This window comes from Candidatus Tiamatella incendiivivens (assembly GCA_015522635.1).
Lineage (GTDB): Archaea > Thermoproteota > Thermoprotei_A > Sulfolobales > Acidilobaceae > Tiamatella > Tiamatella incendiivivens.
Map to the genome: position 1 here is coordinate 1 of WALW01000006.1, position 19167 is coordinate 19167.

The window sequence follows — 19167 nt, forward strand, 5'->3', positions numbered from 1 at the left end:
GAATAATAAGGTAGTGGAGGATAACGCGTTGATATTCCCAATTTACAGAGCTATAAAGAAGCTGAGGAGATCCCTCGCCGTAAACGAGAAGAGTAGAATACTGTTTATAGCGATAATATGGCTTTCACTTTGGCTCTTCTCAAGCTTCGCCTTCTACTATGCAGAAACAATAAGAGGCGGGGGGACAGTGACACTAAGCGACAGCCTCTACTGGGCTTTAATCACTATGGCTACAGTAGGCTACGGTGACATTACTCCAACCACGAGCCTCGGTAGGATAGTCGCGTCTGCAACCGCTATCTTCGGAATAGCAATATACACCCTGGCAATATCACTTTTAGCCGATGCGTTCCTCAACATAACAATGAGGAGGATACTAGGATTGGCTAGATTAAAGAAGAAAGATATACTCATAATTGGTTCAGCTGAAACCTGTAAACACGCGATAATAGAGTTAATAGAAAACGGAATGGAAGACCGCATAGGCTGGCTCACACAAGAACAGCCTAAGACACCTCCAGACGTTGATTTCATGGTCGGAGACATAGATGAGGAAAGTCTAATAAAGGCCGGGTTGAAAGACGCTAAACACGTTATAATATGCCTAGGCGATGACAGTAAAACCATACACACCGCCCTACTTGTCAAAAAACTAAACAAAAACATCAACATAATAGCTCAAACAGAAACCAATAAGACCGCTGAAATGCTAAAAGAACTCAGCCTAGCAAAAACAATCTCCAAAAGCATAATAGGAAGACTACTTGCATCAAGCGTCTTCGAACCAGACGTTCCGGATGTTATAACAGAACTCGCGAGTGTAGAAGGAGAGATAGATCTAGTCGAAACGACCCTAAAACACGATACAAACATTCACGACTTCGAGAAAAACGAGGACGCAAAAGTCCTAGCAATAAGGAAGAAAGACGGGAAAATAATCTATACACCACCAGAGAACATGCGGGCAGAAAAAGGAGACCAAATAGTTTATACCCGAAGGACAGAAGAGTAGAACACTTAAAACATCCAAGCGAACCTGAATATTACATCGAAGACCTATCTAGAGAAGAGGTGCCGGGGTGGCCGAGCGGCCCAAGGCGGTGGGCTCGAGGGCTTCCGGCTAACCCTCCAGTTAGAGAGACCCACTGCCCCGAAAGGGGCGCGCGGGTTCAAATCCCGCCCCCGGCGCCACAGAGAAGCGGGGGTGCCCGAGCCAGGTCAAAGGGGCCAGGCTCAGGACCTGGTGGCGTAGGCCTGCGTGGGTTCGAACCCCACCCCCCGCACCAAATCATCACCAGCATAACTCTTTTTAGAAAAAACAAGAATCTAGACGGCGTCAGGCCTCACACGGTTCTTCACTCTGTTCCGTCCGAAGTCGATCATCATCCGCCTTAGTTTCTACTTGTTCTTGTTTATGTATTATTATTTCTTCGAGAGCCTCTAAGAAGGCCAGGTTTTCTTCGTGTGTTCCGATGGTCACTCGGATTAACCCCGGTTTCATCCATTTCTCTAGGCTTTTGACTATGATACCTTTCTCTGCTAGTACTTCCGTTATTCCTGGTATTCGTGTGTCGATCGTTATGAAGTTCGTATACGAGTCATAGGTCTTTAATTTGAGTCGGGTGATTACTTTCTTAAGCCATTCTTTCTCCCTGTTTGTTCTCCGGGCGTTTTCCAATGCATAAGAAGGGTCCTCAAGAGCTTTCTTGAGAGCAATTAAGCTGAGTGTTGTTATTCTAAACACAAGTGGGTCATTTCTAATTTCCTCTGCAATTTCCGTTGGAGCTGCTAGTGCTCCTATTCTGAGGGAGGCTAGCCCGAATGCTTTGCTGAACGTCCTTAAGATGCCTACGTCTTCCTCGTTTCTCACATGCTTGGATAATGTTATTCCTGAGTATTCATAATATGCTTCATCTACGAGGAGTGGAATATTGCATGCTGGTTTTACTCTGAATAAAGCGTATCCTAGTGGATTATTAGGGTTATCTGCGAGTGCGACTCGTTTCCATCCTTTGTTCCCGATGTGGGAGAGTTTCCCAGCGTAGTCTTTTAGGGGGATACGTTTGATGGTGGTGTTGTTCCAATGGAATGTTCCAATTATTATATCATAGAATGAGGGGGCAGGCACTATGTATTCCTGTATTTTTATGGCTCTTGATGTTACGTCTATAACTGTGTCTGTTCCTGGGATTAGTACGGTCTGTTCAGGATCAACTCTAATGTAACTTGCTACTAGATGTGTTACTTCTTCTTTCAACACGGGATCAGGATATCTATTTAGTTTTCCAAGTGAATCGCGTATCGCCGCTATGATGTGGGATGGTGGAGGTATCGGTGACTCATTCTGGTTCAGTAGTATCGCGCGCATGTGCTACTACCAGACCCACTATTAGCCCACAATAACTAGTATATAATGTTTTCTTAACTTGTTAGAGAAGTCTATACCTAGAAATTTCCTCCCATGTCTGACCAAGGCTCTGGAGTATCTGTTCGAATGTAGTCTTTACATACTCGATGTACTTTGCTTGATCTACTTCTGTGACTTTGGCTAGTTGAACAGGTTTTACCCCCATTCTCTTATCCCTTGTTTTCACCATCATTATAACGTCTCCTTTCTCAATGTTCACTCCGAACTGTCTTAGGAGTTTAGCGGCTTTCACGTGTTGTGGCGTCGTTTTATTGTATTCGTGTAGTCCTTTCTGTAGCATTACTTTGAATGCAAGTTCATCCAGAGTATACTCCATGTTTCTTAGCTTTGTCTGCATTTCCTCTATTTCATCCCTAATCTTATTTGTGACCTTCTCAACATCATTAGGCCCATTCATTTCTGAGATTATTCCTACCATTCTGTTGAACTCTTGCTTCAAGAATTCAGGGGTATTACTTTTCTTGCCCACCATTCCTTTAATATCACTTGAACCGTCCTCGTATATTCCAAGATAATTCTTTTTGAGCCCAGAGAACAAGACCAGTTTATATATTTTATCTACTTCCAATTCTAAACCATGCTTCTCCCAGACGTATTTCCGGAGGTCGTTCAGTTTCCCTTCTGGCGGACTCCAGATGAAGAGGCTGTCAGTGTCGCCATAGAGTATGTATAAATTCAATTCCTCTGCCTTGTTCTTTGCATCTAGGATAACACTCCTACCTATAGCTGTGACACTTTCAGCGACAGGTAAACTGTAGAGTTTGAAGGCTTCAGCTCCGAATACCCCATAGCTAGCATTTATGTATACCTTCATAGCTGCCTGCACAACATTATACCATTTCCTCTCGGTTTCAGGTAAGGATTTATCCTTAGCCTTCTTCTTGTATATCCTTACCCTAAAGTCCCTAAGCAATCCAACTATCTGACTCGTTAGACCAGGTTCGTCAAAGCATACGGTGTAACCTAGGAAAGGTATTTCCTTCCTATTCTTGCACCAGTTACGGTTTAGAGTCTCATAACTAAGGTTCCAGTTCTTAATAATACTGGGATATAGGCTTGCGAAATCTAGGACAATAACATTGAAGAAGACGCCTTGAGGGGGGTCAAATACAATTGCACCCTGATACTTTTTCTCCTTGATAATTGCCTTGCTCCTAGCCTCTGTACCCATTTTCCTCAGATCATCTCTTCTAGGTATGAGGTAACCGTGCCTCCTGTGCTCCCAATAGAACAGGCTTTTGATCCAGCTGGAGACCTGACTTCTTGAAACATCCTCGATTCCAAGTTTCGAGATACGTTGGATTAGTACTAGAAGATCCCAGACTAGGTAATCGTTGAATGTAGCTAAACTGAGTGTGAGACTAGCGTCCCTATAGTTATAGGAAACTAGCTCTGCAAGGGATAATTCAATCATCTCTTTTTCAAGCTTTATCTTCGATATTCCTAGTAGAGCAGAGGCTATTGCGTCTAGGTTTTTCTCTCTGTAAACACCCCCAAAGGCATATATCTGGAGACTTCTATTGTCGAACACCCTGTAGAGGTCGATGTGTACTCCATTAACTAGTGTAACATAATCCTCTCTCCATGCCAATGGTATTTCTTCTATAGGAATACCTAGGACGAGTGCTCTGTTGTGGAGGTAAACCATGTCAAAGCTGTCCCCATTGAAGGTGAACACGACGGGGTAATCTTTTATGAAAGCTAGGAAGGATAGGATTAAGCCTCTTTCATCATCGAATAACTCGATATCAACTCCTTTAGGAATGGATGATGTATCGCCTAATTTCAATCCATCCCTGTATAATGTGTAGACCTTTTGAACACCATCTGTCGTAGATACTGATATGCTTATTATAGGGTGTGAAGCTTCATCCACGTTTGGGAAGCTCCCCGGCGGGTTTAAAACCTCTATATCTATAGCTGCCATTCTAGGGTGCGGTGGAGGGGCTTCGAATATGGGTATCCATTGTAAAGCCTTTCTCCTGGTTTCCTCGTCCTCCTTTTGGAAGACTCTTTCAACTATACTCCCGAACTCCTCAGGTGTCTTCCAAAGCTCTTCAACAGGCTCAATTCTACCTAGACTATTCCCACTGAAATTATAGGGCATTCCAGGCACAATGTCCTTATCATACACGTAATTATGGTGATATGGAATATCCGATTCCCAATGACGTTCGAAAAGACCTCTTAGAATAGGGACATCTGTAGGTTTAGATACTATGATCTTCGTGAGTCTAACCTTTTTATCCGATAAAAGGTCTTTCTTTACTTCATACTCAACCCTCTCTACTTTCGCCCCGTTCCTAAAGGAAGTCTTATTCATTGCTCTCTTCAATACTTCTTCCCTAGAAGCATCTGTGTAGAAATAAGGCCTGTGACCCGTATTATCCAGCCAATAATGCACTTTCCCATTATGGGGATTGTATATTGCTACTGAAGCTTTTCCATTGTCACCATCATAGTATACCTCGAGGATGTACCCGGATGCATTAGACGCTAATCTCGGTTCTACTATTGTTTCAATAATCCTCGTATTCCCACTCGATTTCCGAATGTTAACCGTTTTTGTTACAGTCCTCTTCGGACGCGACTTCCTGCGTTCAATTCTCCTAGAAGTCTCTAAGGGTTTCACAGCCGTAGAAACGGTAACCGCTTCCTCTGCATGAAAAGATTTAGAGGGCTTGGGGACGGAGATTGTTCTATCCTCTTTCAAGGACTCTTGTTTTTTAGGCGGTTTCTTTTCCTTCTCTTCTTCCTTACGAGGAGTCTCTTCATTCTCCTCCTTTTTGGCTATAAAATACGTCAATGGCATAGCAGTAGGTTTCCTTTTCGGCAAATAATGTCCCTCCACTGTATTTGTTATACCCTCTAAAACACCCTCCTTTAATTATTGGGAAGCGGGATTCATTAAAGTAATCATCCTTTTATGAAGCTTAGGGGAACGCTTTCTGCCTTCCCATACTAATAAAGCCTATAATATTGCTTGTAATACTATTGATCATATCCTCTATTGTTTCAACGCTTAGGGCCTTACTACCTGGAGGTATTATTGCAACAGGCTCTCGCGGAAGACTCGAATAATAAACCCAGGATTCAAAGCTCTTCTCAACAGGATTAATTGGCTTCAATGGAGCATCTATGCCACAGTATTGTAAAAGGCTTCTTTCCACACTACACGCGTGCCCTAGTCTTGCATCTTTAATATACCTGTAGTAGTCGATATGAGCTATTAGAATATCATTCCTATCTAAACCTCCTATTAGACCTTGTAAACACCCCTTGAGAATTCCACTATTGCCTCCGTGTCCGTTTAGAATCACTATTTTAGAAGCACCTGAGCAGGCTAAGCCTTCTACTATGGATTTTATTGTATTGCAGAATGTAACAGGGTCTAGCGTTATCGTCCCGCGGACATGCCTCCATTCCGGACTAAATCCATAGTAAATCGGGGGCATAACGACGGTATTAACACCCTGCTCTTCTAGCTTGTCCCTCACCTTCCATGCAATACATTCAGCAATAAATGTATCAGTACCCAAGGGAAGATCGTCATGCTGCTCTATGCTCCCAACAGGTAGTATATAGATGCTCTCTCCGTCCAGCGTGTACGAGGTCTTGTATGCATAGCTCAAAGAATTTCACCTGCAAACAGGTGAGACTGTTTTCTCGAAAACCTTGATGGCTTCAACAGGATTATGAGATTTTGTAATTGCAGAGCCTATAATAATTATGGTAGCACCTGCATCATGCAGCTCTCTAGACTCGCTGGGTTTTACGCCACCAGCAACCGCTATCAAAGCTTTAACAGTCTCCTTCGATATTTCCCTTACCAAGCTGCTTCTCGATCCTGCAGTCAGCTTCCTACCTTGCTGTACATCAATACCTATATGGTAAAGTATGATGTCCACGCCTAAATCCTCAAGTCTAGGAACATGTGATATAGGATCCTTTAATCCTATCAAATCAGCCATAACCATTTTACCCCTCCCACGAGCTTCCATGACAGCTGACCGTATTGTTTCATCAGGTGCAACCGCTAGGACGGTGGATATATCCGCTCCTGCATCGAAGGCTAATCCCGCCTCAAGCCCACCAGTATCCATTGTTTTAAGGTCTGCTGTAACCAGCCTGCCATGGGATATGCTCTTTAAAACTGATACACTCTTCATTCCCTCACTCTTCACTAGAGGAGTCCCGGCTTCCAGTATAACCCATTTCTCAACCGGTATATCTGTAGCTATCCTAACGGTATCTTCAAGCCGGGTGTAGTCTAGCGCAACCTGCAAGTAAACATTGCAATTCAAGAACGTCAACCTCCGTATTATTGAAAAGTCATGATAGCGGTTTAATAATAGAAAGCCCTATTTATTCTATAAGATTGCAAGGTGTCGATCAGGTGAGGATAACAGATTGTTCGCCGAGCAATCTTATAGAAGCGGTACATGATGGGTTGATGTTGCTCATACTCGGTGACTGTCTCACAATGTATGAGGGAAGAGGAGCTGCTCATAGCGGCTATGGAGACAAGCTCCTCTTAGTTAAGGGAGATGGAAGTGTAATTGTTCACGGTCCTCGGGGGTTCAAACCGCTCAACTGGCAGCCCGATACGATTCATATATCATTCCTAGATGAGGATGGTGAACTGGTTATACGGGCTATTAGAGGCAAACCGAGGGAGACTTTGGTAGTTAAGTGCAGGGAGACCTATGGATGCATCGTTCACGGGGCGAAGGAGGGCGGAGGATTCTACATGTATTTTTCTGAAGCCGAAGTCAGAGATATCCTTAAAGAGAAACCCGAACTCGTAGAGAACGGGTTGAAGATAGCTGATGTTGAAAAACCTATCCAGCCTGGATTCATAGATTTATACGGGATTGACAGGGAGGGCCGTATCGTAGTTTTTGAGATAAAGAGGGTGAAAGCAGGTGAGGAAGCAGCCCGCCAGCTCTACGGTTATGTTGAGAGGCTCAAGAGATCCGTGCCAAACATTAGAGGGGTACTACTAGCCCCGGACTTTACAGAGTCTGCAATAGCTTTTCTCCAGAGATCAGGTCTGGAAGCAAAGCAGATTGACTTGAAGAAGCTGTACGAGATGTACAGCGAGAAGGTTAAGAAGAGGACGGGCATCAGGCATAGAAGCCTGATGGATTATTTGGGTTAGGACTGATAGTGAGTTAAGAACACTTCAGGGCTGAAACTTACATAGAGTATGCTGCTCCCCCTGATCATTACCTGGCCGTACTTTGCTCTAGGCTGATTCTGCACTTCTCTGTACTCAGTACAGTCCTTCAGTATCATGTTCATTGTTGGGTCAGTGCTCTCAACTACACCAGTATACTCTGCTCCATCCTTTAGTTTAACAAGCACCATACTTCCCCTAGAATCCCTTAAAGCCTTCAAAGGATTCATCCTATTCTTCATAGACAATGGCATTCCACCTCTATGCTTATCCACCAGGTTAAAAGGAGATACACCCAATATTTAAGGATTAATTAGATTGGAGGGATGAGGATGGGGCTTCTAGTAATAGACGGGAATAAAACTAGGAAAGCAAGCTTAGAAGAGTTGAGGAACGCTGCATACGATCTGTTAAGCCTTGTACCTGCAGGGAAGGTGGTAGGATATAAGGATCTCGCAAAAGCTTTAGGGGTTAATCCGCGTCTAATTGGGAGGTTTATGAAGGAAAACGAGAATCCCATTGTCATACCTTGCCATAGGGTTGTAGGTAGCAATGGGAGGCTAGTAGGTTATAGTTTAGGAGGCGTCAGCCTTAAAAAGAGGATTTTAGAGTTAGAGGGCGTAGAATTTCAGGGAGATAGGGTGTGCAAGGAATGCTTTTACGACCTGTTGGGGATCTTAGGTTTATAAAGTATAACGTCCTTCGACGAGGATCCTAGATATTTCATTGCCTCCAGAAACAAGTCCTTATAGGGGAGTTTCTTTAGAAAGCTGACTACAAATCCTCTCCTAGCTACTCTGTCTAACTCCATTATAGCCTTGTTCTTCGACTCAGCGAGATCTACTACTGTAAAGCTGAGACCCCAATCCACACTTAAATCCCTCAAAGGTATATCTTCAATATCGCCTTCAATCGTGATACACTTATGAGGACATATTCTTGAGAGCCTCCTCGAAGCTATCTCCAGCATGCCCCTGCTATAGTCAAGGCATATGTAAAGCGTTATCGAGGATTCAAAGTATCCTAGCGGTGCAAGGTATTCTGCTAGAAGTCCAGTGCCGCATCCAGCGTCAAGTACGATTCCCCTCGGCCTTACCTTTGATAGAGTTACCATGTACTTCTCAAACTGCTCTGCCTTGTATATAGAATCATAGGTATCAGCGGTTGCGTCATACTTCTCTCTAACAGTACTATCTCCCACTAGCAGGGCACCGTTAATATGATAGAATAAAAAGGACCTGGATATTTAGTATTCCATGTGAGGTGAATAATCTTGCCCAAAGCTCTTATAATAACAGCCGAGGATTTCGAAGACATAGAAGTCCTATACCCCTACTATAGGCTCCAAGAAGCCGGGTATGAGACGCACATAACTACACCTGGCGGTAAGCCTGTAAAGGGGAAACTGGGATACCAGGTTACCGCAACACTACCCCTCAAGGAAATAGACCCCACGGATTACGATATCCTAATCATCCCCGGGGGTAAGGGGCCTGAGCGGATTAGACTGTATTGTAGGGAGGAAGCAGTGAGAATAGTTTCAAGCTTCGTAGATGACAATAAACCAATTGCTGCGATATGCCATGGACCACAGCTGCTCGTAACGGCAGGCAGAGTATCCGGAAGAAGGCTCACTAGCTATCCTGGAATACGTGATGACTTGGAGGCGGCAGGCGCTGTCTGGGTGGATGAGCCAGTCATAGTTGACAGCAACCTTGTTACAAGTAGAGTTCCATCTGACATACCGCTGTGGATGAGGGAGTTCATTAGAATAGCCGAAAAATATGTTAAAGAAAAGAATGTAGGAGCTTAACTGTAAATGTAGTATATGAAGAACTTCAGGACTTCCTCAACAACATCAGGTGGGAATAGATACATAAGCTCATTCACAAGAACTTCGCTTCCCAATCCTTTCTCCGATAAACCTATCTTATCCATAACGACTTCCATTAGATCCTCTAGATCCTCCTCTTTCCTGTTAAACAGGTTAACCTGCATAGCGAACCTTAAAGCGTTCTCGGGTGGAAGAGGCTTATCCCTCACAATCTCTGTTGACTCCCTTAACGCCTCTAGGAACTCATCTGCGATCTCCTCGTGCATAGGAGCTATCGTCATATGTATGCTTGGATTGTAATTCAATGCCGTTGAACCCGGCTGTGATTGTATATACCATCCCTTCTTCTTCATCTCTTCCGACAAGTAAAAGACATTAATGTCACTGCTCGTGAAAGAGAGTATTCCCCCCATAGGCCTACCTTGAATGGTATAGCCTACGTCTACTAATCCATTGATTATCTTGTCTCTAGCATTTTTTACTCTACGAGCGTTCCTTTCATAACCCTCTTCTCCCAGGTACCTGAACACGGCCCATGATGCTGCTAGGCTTCCAGCGCTTCTAGACGATAATATTGTCGTGTTTATGAGAGGGTAGCCAGCCCACCTGCTATAAGCGAATAGTGAATGTGTTTTTAGATCCCTGTTCCTGAAGAAAATTAGAGACCCGTTTTTAGGCGAATACCCGTACTTGTGCATGTCTGTGCTTATACTATATACTCCTTCCACTGAGAAGTCTGTTGGAGGTATGTTCTCCCCTTCCATTCTGAGGAACGGGAGTAGGGTTCCTATGCAACTATCTACATGGAGCCATATGTTATTTCCGCCTAGCGACTCTCCCACTTCTTTAACCGGGTCTATAGTACCAAATGGGTAGTTGGGAGCGCTTAGGACAACCATACCCGTTTCACTTGATATGGAATCTAACAGCTTGTCCGCTGAAACCGTGAAGCTCTGCCTATCAACGGGTACGACTTTCACCTTTACGCCGAGGAGAAATGCGGCTTTGTGGAAGGCTGGATGGGCAGTTTCTGGTAGAACGATTTCCATGACAGCAGATTTGCCTTGCAGGCTCTTGTAGTGCTCTCTGGCTGATAGGACGGCTACCAGTATGCTTTCCGTTCCACCGTATGTGAATGTGCCTGTACCATCCTCAGGTAAATTGAAATAATTCCCCATGCCTCTTACAAGGTCTTTCTCTAACTTGATGATGCTCGGATAGACTGTGGGGTCCAGCATGTTTTTCCACATATACTTGACATATGCTTCCTCCGCTATTCTCCGTAGAGACATGTCACCTGTCTCATATATATGCCCGAACATTCTCCCATTATGGGGATCCATATCCATACTCGAGAGTTCATCTAGTTCCTTTAGAACATCATGGTCAGATGACAATTGAGGACACCTTCCAATAGAATGCTTCAGATAGTATTTTATTGGACTAAGGGATTCTTATTCATTTCCTTGAAAAGTTTCCTGAGACTCTTATATAACCTCACATAATACTCGAACTTTGAGTTATAGAAGGAAGATCTATCATGAACCGGTGTGAACACCTGTTCTACTCCAACTAGCTTGGAGGCAGCGTCAAAACTTTTGAAATAACCTATCCCCACACCGCCAATTACTGCTCCTCCCCTAGCTCCAACCATTCTCGGCTGAACAGTCCGCCTGACCTCTATCTCTAAAAGGTCGCTGAGAACCTGACACCAATCGTCGAGTAGAGCGCCACCTCCTACAATGTTTATGCCGTTACGCGAAGGTATATGTTTCCTGAAATACTCATATGCGAACCTTATATTGAAAGCCACTCCCTCTACGACACTCCTAACGAGATGGCCGTCTCCATGGCTTAGGGAAAGATTTAGAAGTACACCTCTGACGTGTTCATCGTCTATCGGGCTTCTCTCGCCATACATCCATGGAGCAAATAGGAGCCCACCGCTCCCGGGGGGAGTGTTACCTACATGCTTCTTCATACAAACGTATCTCTCCTCACCGTCTCCACACTTTAATCTATCCAGCATCCACTCCAAGGCTCCTGCTGCAACTTCCTGTTCAGCTATGAAGAGGTATCTTCCAGGTATGGCGCTGAGTAGGCTCCCCATGTAGTGGTTGATGTCAAGCAGCCTCTTCTCCACATGTGCTGCCAACCAATCACTAGTTCCTATGTATATGTGCGCTTCTCCTACGCCAGTCATACCTGAGCCTGATGCTACTCCAACTACGTCACCTGCACCTGCTACTACTGGCGTCCCCTCCTCTACTTTGAGGTGTTCTGCAGCTTCCTTCCCTAAAGCCCCGACCACTTGTGTTGGTTCAACTATTTCTGGGAGCATAATTCCCGGTATACCATACTTGGAGAGTATAGCGTCGCTCCAACCGTATTTTCCCTTCCTCGTATCCATAAGCCAGGTAAGGTTTGCTTCGTCTGTAGTTGTGACCAAAGATCCCGTCATCCTGTTAAGTAGGTATCCTTTAACATCCAGTATCATCTTGGTTCTACTCCATATTTCAGGAGCTTCATGCTTCAGCCAGAGTACCTTTGAAATAGGGTCTTTCCCTGTTTTGCTTGGTGCCCCCCCTGTTACCCTGAGGAACCTGAGTATGTGGAAGAGGTTGTAGCCTGATAACTTTAGTATCCCCTTAAAGAGGCTTTTCGGATAACCAGCCGCCCTCTCGTCTAGCCATGTCATTATATCCACTAAGGGGTTCATTCCATCGTCTAAAGGCAAAACACCAGCCATTTGGGAGATTATCGTCACAGCCTTTGGGTGTAGAACCTCAGAACCAGCGATCGCGCGGGAAGTAGTTACAACCGCTTTCCAAAGATCCTCAGGGGTCATTACTGCTTCACGCAGAGATGGATACTTCATTGGAACAGGGGTTGACGATGACTTTGTTACCTTGAGGGTTTCTAAGTCAACTAACGCGGACTTAACAGTAGTAGTCCCGATATCGTACACAAGAATGTGGGGCATGATGAGACACTGTTTTATTATAGTGTTACACTGAATAGAATAATATAGTTCACCTTGGCAGAATGAGGCTGAAGAGGCTGTACATAAATGCCTTCAAGTTTCAAAGGTTTCATTCACTTCGAACATTGTAGAAAATGCCTCATAGAATCGAGAAGTAAGTATAATGTTCTCTCCATTGAGCAACTGGAGAATATGGCTTCTCGCGTAGATGAGCTCGGGAGGACCAGGGTTTTCGTTGAAACATACAATATGTTAATGAAGAAGCTTGGCGAGGATCCTCTTAGAGATGAGAAAAAGAAGCTCAACCAAGAAGTCTCCAATATTGTTCCGAGGGATATATTCAAGAATATGCAGTTCAGAGACCTCTTACCATTGCTTGCAATTGCAAATGCAGTTGACTGGGGAATGGTGGGTTACGAGTATGATGTGAACGATGTTCTCTCCGGCTGGGAGGATACTGTTATACTAGACATGCCGGAGATAGATCTAGGTAGGATTATAATTGCCCTAGACAATGCAGGTGAAGCTGTCCTCGACCTTCTAGCAGGAGAAAGACTGCATGAACTCGGCTATGAAGTAGTATTCATAGCAAGAAGCCTCCCCTATGAGACTGATATTACACTTAGTGAGGCAGAATGGCTCGCCGGGCACCTGGGTATCGATCTACCTATAATAGGAACAGGGTCAAGATATCCTGCTACATTTATAGAAGAGATGCCCGATAGTATCAAAGGACTCATAGAAACAGCGGACCTTGTATTAGCTAAGGGAATAGCGAATCTCGAGGCTGCTGCAGAGAGTGTTCCAGAGGAGATGCAGGGTAAATTCTACCACCTACTCCGCGCTAAATGCATTCCAATAATGGAATTATTCGGTGTCCCGCAAGCTACACCGTTAATAACAAGCCTGAGAAGAGCATTATTATACTTAGAAGACTACCGCTCACAAGGGGAGGAATAATCTTCTCTTCTAACTGCAAAATAACTCCTCCGCTTCAACTATTTTCTCTTTTAACCGGTTCATATACCTAACCAGAGCCTCGTACCTCAAATGCTTATCACAGGGGTATATTCTCCTACCTGATTCAAGGTTATACGCCTCACATTCATCCAACTGGTAGAATCTGATCTCCGGGAGAAACTCGAGTCCACTCCCTAGTTTAGTATAAACGGGTTTCAACACGCTTGGGAGAATAAACCTCACAGCATCGGTACATCCGTTCTCGACAAGTAGGTTGAAATGGAAAAGCACTTCCCTAGCCTCTAACGGTAAACTATCTGTCAAGAGGTTCTCTAGTAACTTTACAATAATCTCTTCAATGCTGGTTGAAGCTAAAGCTTCGAATGCTTTCTCTAAACTCACTCCAGGAGAAATTATTGATTGCGGGATTCTATTCTTATAAGTGTGGATCCAGCCGCCGTAGAGGAACGGTATCCTAACCGCTTCAAAGCCTTCGTAGAATGGCCTCTTCTTAACGATATAAACTTGCCACGTAATTCTATCCGATATACCAGATGCTCTTTCCAGGCTGGAATAATATGATGCTCCACTACTCCAATAGAGAGGATCCATATGCCTAGAACCCAGCGTGTAACCAGGTAGAATAGCCAGTTTAACGCCTCTGCCTGAGGAGTTAAAGTATCTGGTTAGATTGACTGCATAAATTATTCTTTTCTCCAAATCTGACTGCTCGACAAGGCCGAGAGGGCACCACTCAACGATGACTTCTATAGGATCATCTCCTTTCAGATACGCTTCTATGATATATGAGTCGTATAGATGGGGGTTCCACTGCCAGTCACTACAATCCGTTCTATTTGAAACATATAACACTGACATCCCCTTGACATCCCCCACTCCCCTAAACGGAACCACTCCAGGGCAAGCATAGGGAAGAGAAGCGTCACTTTTAAGCACACGAATCTTATCCATTCCAGTCATTTCAATACAGGCGTGAAGAGGATCGTTTGCTTCAAAAGCGCTTGTTTGACTGGTAATCCATTCCTTACTGAACGGGTTAGGATGGCAGGTCCAGTCATATCTATCAGGATCCCAAGGAGAGAGCAGCCTTATTTCCACTCTCCTAGTTCTAGTCTCCAGAGTCTCTTCTAGGTAGGCTCTAATATTTTCAACCATGAAAGGCTGCCTTCTATAAGCTGGGTTACCTAGGCTCAAACTTCCATTGCCATTAATCATAGGTTGAACACCTTTTAGGAGGGCTCAGAGGGCTCCTAGTCTACACTTCCAACTCAGACTCACCGGCCCATCCCTAGAGGATAGATAGGCCTCGTCTGGGTGGTTCAATGCTCGCCACAGTCGTCAAAGCCCTCCTAGGTATACTCGTTGAAGTCGGGGAAAATAGTTATTCCTATTCTTTGTATTCATAGTTCTCTTTGGATAAGAGGACAATAGGTATGATCAGTTAGGACATCACAGATTATCACATAGTGAAAACAATTCCTAGAATAACCAAAACAAGGCGTAGTATTCTGTAGTTATTCAAGAATTCTTTATCACCTTTACCAACTGAGGTTGCAGTATATTGGAATGTTATAGGCTGTTTCGTTCCTTTACTGCAATTTACTATGTACTTTAAGTCCAGTCTGTATAAGGTAGGATCGCCAGTAGTAACTGATAGACTCCCACCGTTTTCGACGGGGATTACAGTCGTAGAATAAATAGAGTAACCTGGTTTTTCTAGTGCTGAGCAAATATCAGCATACAACTATTGTTAGATAACTTCTCAAACGAGTATCCACATCATAGTACTTGTTAGTGTAAAAGTAAGTATAACCAGAGGCTGTATAGCTCTAGTATTTTAACCCTGGAAGAGTTCCAGTAAACCATCCACGCCGTAATTCAGTAAAGTCAGTACCCACCTTTCAACTAACTGTTTAACCATACCCACGCCGGTTTTATTATTAGCATCTCTAAGGAATAGGCAGCACCCTAGAATAGGCCATTCACGTTGAAGGTAATATTGAAGTGGTTCAAGTATGTATTACTTTATTAAGACAGATACCTTCAATATAGTATTATTTGATAAGCTACTATGTTTTTTGAATGACCTCCCCATAATCTATTTAACAAGTAACACGGTATACTAATTGAAGTTTACCTTCTTCATAGTGTCCATCCGTATTTTCCGATGAGTGGTACGAAAGCACACCATGTGTCTTTAAGTATTCTTGTTCTGCCTTCCTCGTCCTTCTTCACTATTAAGAGCCTTTGGAGGTATCTGTCGCCAACCGGTATGACGAGTATTCCACCTGGTTTTAACTGTTCTACTAGTGGCTTAGGTATGCCGGGTGATGCTGCTGTTACTACTATTCTATCGTACGGGGCTTTTTCCTTGTAGCCTAGGGTTCCGTCGCCTATGATAACCGTTATTCTATTGCTGTACCCAGTTCTCTCTAGGTTCCTCTTAGCCATCTCTGCTAACTCAGGTATTCGCTCAACTGTGTATACGTATCCTTCGTCTCCTACGATTTCGGCGAGTAGAGCTGCTTGATACCCACTTCCGGTTCCAATCTCGAGGACTTTGTGCCCTGGCCTTGCTTTGAGGTGGCTGGTCATTATTGCCACCATGCTTGGGGCACTTATTGTTTGGCCGTAGCCTATTGGTGACGGCTCGTCAATGTAGGCTAGATGCTTCTGGTGTTCGGGGATAAATAGTTCTCTGGGTACTTTTAGCATGGCTTTACGTGCGTACTCGTCGAATAGTGCGCCCTCTGCTACGAGTGTCTCTACCAGTATCTTCCTCTGCTTCTCGAAGTCTTCCATATCCCTAGCAACCATATTCTTAATAGAATAGGATGTTGAGACTATTATATCAACGACCCATGGTGAGCGTAGTGGATGGCTGTAGGTGTTACGGGTTCAAAGCATTTGGCCACAGGAATGTTAAGGCGACTCACAGGTCTACTCTGGAGGTTACAATGGAGGATTCCGTTACCCGGAGGGGGGACTGTATTGTTGGTGTGAAAGCTCCCCACGGTGCATCTGGGCTTCCTGGCGAGATCAAGGATGCTCTTCGGAGAGGTTGGCGTGCTTGCTTGGTTATTATGGCTAGAGGAGTCAGCGATGTTGTTTGCGGTTGGGGGGATGCGATGTTAATGCTGTCCGATGATAGGAGGATGATATTCCGTAAGAGCAGTTATGTCGAGCCTGCAACGGTGTTTATTGGTGCTGATAAGTCTGCAAGGGATCTTGATAGGAGGCTTATTGGAGAGCTTTCTATGGCTGGTGAGGTGGAGTTTATTCTGATCGTTTATCCACCCGGAGAGTAACGCTCCAGATATTCTTCCTAGGACTGTATGGGAGAACTTTCCTGTATCCGAGTACACTTACCTTACAACCGTTTCTAGCGAATAGTCTTATTATACTATCATTGTTGAACTCCTCGCCGTGTACTAGGTAGTGGTGTATCATTGTTCCCTCCCCAGATAACCTGCATTCAACTCCAATGAATTCCTTGTGCATTGTGGGGTTGTCTGCTATTATCCTGTCGAAGACCGCTCTAAAAATTCTAGGAGCATATAAAGCGTTTCCCAGTATAGGGTATACCAGTCCTTTCAGCTTCTTCCCATTTCGAACTATATTCTCAGCCATTAACTCTACTGCACTGGTATTAATGTCCAGCGTGACTACCTCTGCATTCACAATATTCGCTATATGGATGGCATGCCCACCTATTCCAGCGAATAAATCCAGTACAAGTTCCCTTGAATGGACTTGTGACGCTATTCTCCTCCTCTCGAAGCCGAGTCTAGGGTTCGCGTAGGCTTTGGAGACGTCTACTTTGAACTCTAATCCATATTCACGGAAAACTGTGATGGGATTATCTAATCCTGCCAGGTGTATTAGCCTAGCCTTTCTCTCTACACCGGTAGTGTCAAGCTTAGCGTAAACACTCCTATACCCCCTCTCCCTGACAAGGTACTCCGCGGCCTCCCTGAGTTTCCCCAATCGAATGCCTATCCTGGGGTGGAAAACAACTATATCCCCTATAGTCAAGTAGCGGTGTAACTCTAGCTCCGGATACAATTCTTTCAGACTGGATAGAGGCTTATTTCTAGGCTTGAAACTATGACTACACCCCTCTGCCGGGATACCATTCTCCCTTGCAACTCGAAGGGACTCCACCTCGTCTCTAGCAGGTATACAAACCTTTTCGCCACAGCTCTCAATAAGGTAGCCCCTATCAACTAGCCGTCTAGCTACTCTCAGGAAGATCTCAACGCTTCTCCTCGGAACCCTCACACACCAGGGATACGGTTCTTTATATTCTTCCCCAGCCAAACATCCCACTCAAGGGTGTAGGTTTTGACCGGGAAAATTATAGGTTTAGTAGTAAAACCCAATAGTGTTCTAGCGGAGGAGACTGCCAAGAGAGTTGTAACAGCGCTGGAGAAGTATAAGTTGAAAATACTGGTTGAGGAGAAATCTAAGCCGTATGAGTTCCTCTCAAAGTACGATACCTTTAAACTGAGGGAAAATCCTCCAACCTGGATAATAGCAGTGGGCGGCGATGGAACCCTGCTAAGAACCTTCCAGAAGCTATGCCGTGATGACATTACAGTCATGGGAATAAGAGCCGGTAGGAGGGGATTCCTACTTGACGTCGAGCCGTATGAGATAGAGGACAGGATAAAGGATTTCATAGAAGGCAAATACCGCGTCTACCGGTACACTAGACTTGATGTTAGGGTGGGGAGTAAAAAACTGCCTTGCACCCTTAATGACGCTGTTATAGTCGGTAAAATGGCTAAAGTTATAAGGCTAAATGTTTTCCGAGACGGTGAGAGAATATACAGCATAGACGGTGACGGATTAATAGTGTCAACCACAGTAGGAAGTACAGCATACAATCTAAGCGCTGGAGGCCCGATTATAGACCCTGGACTAGACTCCGTGAGCCTAGCGCCTATGAATCCCGTTCAGATACAGTTGAGGCCCGTAGTGCTACCGGCAATAAGTAGGATAAGGATAGAACTCAGGCCTGCCTCGAAAGAGGCATGGCTTATCCTCGATGGCCAGCACGTCGAGGACGTCTATGAAGGGGACATAATCGACATAGAGAAATCCCAGACACCAGCCGTGATGGCCAGGTTCAAGTGGTGGGAGAATTATTATGAGAGAGTCTTCACGAGAATACTCAGTTACTGGTAAATGCGTAATACTGGATACAACGGCTCTGCTAGCAGGGATCCAAAACATTATCCCTCCACCCTTATACACTACTAGTAAAGCAGTTGAAGAAGTAAAAGACGCTGAGAACAGGGAGAAGCTAAATATAGCTATTGAAACGGGGAGAATAAACGTAAAAGACCCGGCTGAGAATAAAATAAGGGAAACCTGCAACCTAGCAGTCAAATACAAAGTATGGGATAAGCTAAGTGATACTGACATATCAATAGCGGCGCTGGCACTCGAATTGAAAAACAACTGCACACCAATAGTATTCACAGACGACTACACGATCCAATACCTCCTAGTGGAAACAGGAGTACAATTCAAGCCGCTACGCACAAAAGGCATAAAAACCAAGCAACAATCCAAATAACCAAAATGGAAGGGCCCGTAGCTCAGCCAGGATAGAGCGCCGGCCTCCTAAAGGGAGTAGAAGGCCGGATAGCGAGGCTCTTCCCCGGTCAGCCCGGGGAAGCCGGTGGCCAGGGGTTCAAATCCCCTCGGGCCCGCCACAACCAAAACCAATAAGGGCTCCCAAACGCATCATAACC

General features: G+C 44.6%; 20 protein-coding genes and 3 tRNA genes. 11 read left to right on the forward strand and 12 right to left on the reverse strand.

Going from position 1 to position 19167, the window contains the following annotated elements:
* The 3 genes from F7B60_00565 to F7B60_00575 form a co-directional block, all read left to right on the forward strand.
* Nucleotides 1–1012: ion channel (locus tag F7B60_00565; GenBank protein ID MCE4614014.1), on the forward strand; the 1012-nt coding region annotated here is incomplete at its 5' end.
* Between the two features lie 61 nt (nt 1013–1073).
* Nucleotides 1074–1191, forward strand: a tRNA-Ser gene (locus F7B60_00570).
* 7 nt (nt 1192–1198) lie between these two features.
* A tRNA-Leu gene (locus F7B60_00575) sits at nt 1199–1286 on the forward strand.
* A 50-nt stretch (nt 1287–1336) separates the two neighbouring features.
* Here F7B60_00575 and F7B60_00580 read toward each other — a convergent pair.
* The 4 genes from F7B60_00580 to F7B60_00595 all read right to left on the reverse strand — a co-directional run bounded on the left by F7B60_00580 (nt 1337) and on the right by F7B60_00595 (nt 6732).
* Nucleotides 1337–2368, reverse strand: a complete 1032-nt coding sequence (locus F7B60_00580) for an aminotransferase class I/II-fold pyridoxal phosphate-dependent enzyme (GenBank protein MCE4614015.1) — start codon at nt 2366–2368, stop codon at nt 1337–1339.
* A 61-nt stretch (nt 2369–2429) separates the two neighbouring features.
* Nucleotides 2430–5264 carry a DNA-directed DNA polymerase I gene (locus tag F7B60_00585; GenBank protein MCE4614016.1) on the reverse strand — a complete coding sequence of 945 codons (2835 nt, stop codon included), beginning with the start codon at nt 5262–5264 and terminating at the stop codon, nt 2430–2432.
* A 97-nt stretch (nt 5265–5361) separates the two neighbouring features.
* Entirely contained in the window at nt 5362–6060 is a 699-nt protein-coding gene (locus F7B60_00590) for a creatininase family protein (protein MCE4614017.1), read from the reverse strand.
* 6 nt (nt 6061–6066) lie between these two features.
* Complete coding sequence (locus F7B60_00595) at nt 6067–6732, reverse strand: orotidine 5'-phosphate decarboxylase (GenBank protein MCE4614018.1); 666 nt, start codon at nt 6730–6732, stop codon at nt 6067–6069.
* A gap of 92 nt (nt 6733–6824) precedes the next feature.
* Between F7B60_00595 and F7B60_00600 the strand changes: the two genes are divergently transcribed.
* A complete protein-coding gene (locus F7B60_00600; protein ID MCE4614019.1) occupies nt 6825–7589 on the forward strand; it encodes an endonuclease NucS in 765 nt (254 codons plus the stop codon).
* Here F7B60_00600 and F7B60_00605 read toward each other — a convergent pair.
* A complete protein-coding gene (locus F7B60_00605) occupies nt 7586–7849 on the reverse strand; it encodes a U6 snRNA-associated Sm-like protein LSm6 (GenBank protein ID MCE4614020.1) in 264 nt (87 codons plus the stop codon). The two genes, F7B60_00600 and F7B60_00605, sit on opposite strands and share 4 nt — an antisense overlap.
* Before the next feature lie 90 nt (nt 7850–7939).
* Between F7B60_00605 and F7B60_00610 the strand changes: the two genes are divergently transcribed.
* Entirely contained in the window at nt 7940–8296 is a 357-nt protein-coding gene (locus tag F7B60_00610; GenBank protein ID MCE4614021.1) for an MGMT family protein, read from the forward strand.
* Here the strand turns inward: F7B60_00610 and F7B60_00615 are convergent.
* Nucleotides 8266–8808 carry a class I SAM-dependent methyltransferase gene (locus F7B60_00615; protein MCE4614022.1) on the reverse strand — a complete coding sequence of 181 codons (543 nt, stop codon included), beginning with the start codon at nt 8806–8808 and terminating at the stop codon, nt 8266–8268. The two genes, F7B60_00610 and F7B60_00615, sit on opposite strands and share 31 nt — an antisense overlap.
* Before the next feature lie 72 nt (nt 8809–8880).
* Here F7B60_00615 and F7B60_00620 point away from each other — a divergent pair, with 72 nt between their 5' ends.
* Nucleotides 8881–9420: a type 1 glutamine amidotransferase gene (locus F7B60_00620; GenBank protein ID MCE4614023.1), complete on the forward strand. Its 540-nt coding sequence runs from the start codon at nt 8881–8883 to the stop codon at nt 9418–9420.
* On the opposite strand, the gene F7B60_00625 is transcribed toward F7B60_00620, so the two are convergent.
* Together F7B60_00625 and F7B60_00630 are read right to left on the reverse strand one after the other, a co-directional pair.
* Nucleotides 9417–10838 (reverse strand): aspartate aminotransferase family protein, encoded by a 1422-nt coding sequence (locus tag F7B60_00625; protein ID MCE4614024.1) that lies wholly within the window; start codon nt 10836–10838, stop codon nt 9417–9419. The genes F7B60_00620 and F7B60_00625 overlap by 4 nt on opposite strands.
* 38 nt (nt 10839–10876) lie before the next feature.
* Complete coding sequence (locus F7B60_00630; protein MCE4614025.1) at nt 10877–12424, reverse strand: FGGY-family carbohydrate kinase; 1548 nt, start codon at nt 12422–12424, stop codon at nt 10877–10879.
* A gap of 87 nt (nt 12425–12511) precedes the next feature.
* On the opposite strand from F7B60_00630, the gene F7B60_00635 reads away from it, so the two are divergent.
* Nucleotides 12512–13384 (forward strand): ARMT1-like domain-containing protein, encoded by an 873-nt coding sequence (locus tag F7B60_00635; protein ID MCE4614026.1) that lies wholly within the window; start codon nt 12512–12514, stop codon nt 13382–13384.
* A gap of 9 nt (nt 13385–13393) precedes the next feature.
* Here F7B60_00635 and F7B60_00640 read toward each other — a convergent pair whose 3' ends face one another.
* The 3 genes from F7B60_00640 to F7B60_00650 all read right to left on the reverse strand — a co-directional run bounded on the left by F7B60_00640 (nt 13394) and on the right by F7B60_00650 (nt 16207).
* A complete protein-coding gene (locus F7B60_00640) occupies nt 13394–14620 on the reverse strand; it encodes a hypothetical protein (protein ID MCE4614027.1) in 1227 nt (408 codons plus the stop codon).
* Nucleotides 14621–14864: 244 nt separating this feature from the next.
* Entirely contained in the window at nt 14865–15149 is a 285-nt protein-coding gene (locus F7B60_00645) for a hypothetical protein (protein MCE4614028.1), read from the reverse strand.
* Between the two features lie 398 nt (nt 15150–15547).
* Nucleotides 15548–16207 carry a protein-L-isoaspartate O-methyltransferase gene (locus F7B60_00650; protein MCE4614029.1) on the reverse strand — a complete coding sequence of 220 codons (660 nt, stop codon included), beginning with the start codon at nt 16205–16207 and terminating at the stop codon, nt 15548–15550.
* 71 nt (nt 16208–16278) lie between these two features.
* On the opposite strand from F7B60_00650, the gene F7B60_00655 reads away from it, so the two are divergent.
* Complete coding sequence (locus F7B60_00655; GenBank protein MCE4614030.1) at nt 16279–16713, forward strand: DUF371 domain-containing protein; 435 nt, start codon at nt 16279–16281, stop codon at nt 16711–16713.
* Here F7B60_00655 and F7B60_00660 read toward each other — a convergent pair.
* The gene (locus F7B60_00660) at nt 16682–17725 is read right to left on the reverse strand and encodes a hypothetical protein (GenBank protein ID MCE4614031.1); all 1044 of its coding nucleotides are present in this window, start codon (nt 17723–17725) and stop codon (nt 16682–16684) included. The genes F7B60_00655 and F7B60_00660 overlap by 32 nt on opposite strands.
* Before the next feature lie 24 nt (nt 17726–17749).
* Between F7B60_00660 and F7B60_00665 the strand changes: the two genes are divergently transcribed.
* The 3 genes from F7B60_00665 (at nt 17750) to F7B60_00675 (ending at nt 19128) form a co-directional block, all read left to right on the forward strand.
* Entirely contained in the window at nt 17750–18595 is an 846-nt protein-coding gene (locus F7B60_00665) for an NAD(+)/NADH kinase (protein MCE4614032.1), read from the forward strand.
* Nucleotides 18558–18989: a hypothetical protein gene (locus F7B60_00670; GenBank protein ID MCE4614033.1), complete on the forward strand. Its 432-nt coding sequence runs from the start codon at nt 18558–18560 to the stop codon at nt 18987–18989. Before F7B60_00665 ends, F7B60_00670 begins: the two co-directional genes overlap by 38 nt.
* A gap of 11 nt (nt 18990–19000) precedes the next feature.
* Nucleotides 19001–19128, forward strand: a tRNA-Arg gene (locus F7B60_00675).
* The last annotated feature ends 39 nt before the right edge of the window (nt 19129–19167 follow it).

Bases quoted from the DNA above. Each gene is read 5' to 3' on its own strand.
- F7B60_00580 (MCE4614015.1), bottom strand. From the start codon at position 2,368: ATGCGCGCGATACTACTGAACCAGAATGAGTCACCGATACCTCCACCA.
- F7B60_00640 (MCE4614027.1), bottom strand. From the start codon at position 14,620: ATGATTAATGGCAATGGAAGTTTGAGCCTAGGTAACCCAGCTTATAGA.
- F7B60_00610 (MCE4614021.1), top strand. From the start codon at position 7,940: ATGGGGCTTCTAGTAATAGACGGGAATAAAACTAGGAAAGCAAGCTTA.
- F7B60_00605 (MCE4614020.1), bottom strand. From the start codon at position 7,849: ATGAAGAATAGGATGAATCCTTTGAAGGCTTTAAGGGATTCTAGGGGA.
- F7B60_00635 (MCE4614026.1), top strand. From the start codon at position 12,512: ATGCCTTCAAGTTTCAAAGGTTTCATTCACTTCGAACATTGTAGAAAA.
- F7B60_00650 (MCE4614029.1), bottom strand. From the start codon at position 16,207: ATGGAAGACTTCGAGAAGCAGAGGAAGATACTGGTAGAGACACTCGTA.
- F7B60_00630 (MCE4614025.1), bottom strand. From the start codon at position 12,424: ATGCCCCACATTCTTGTGTACGATATCGGGACTACTACTGTTAAGTCC.
- F7B60_00670 (MCE4614033.1), top strand. From the start codon at position 18,558: ATGAGAGAGTCTTCACGAGAATACTCAGTTACTGGTAAATGCGTAATA.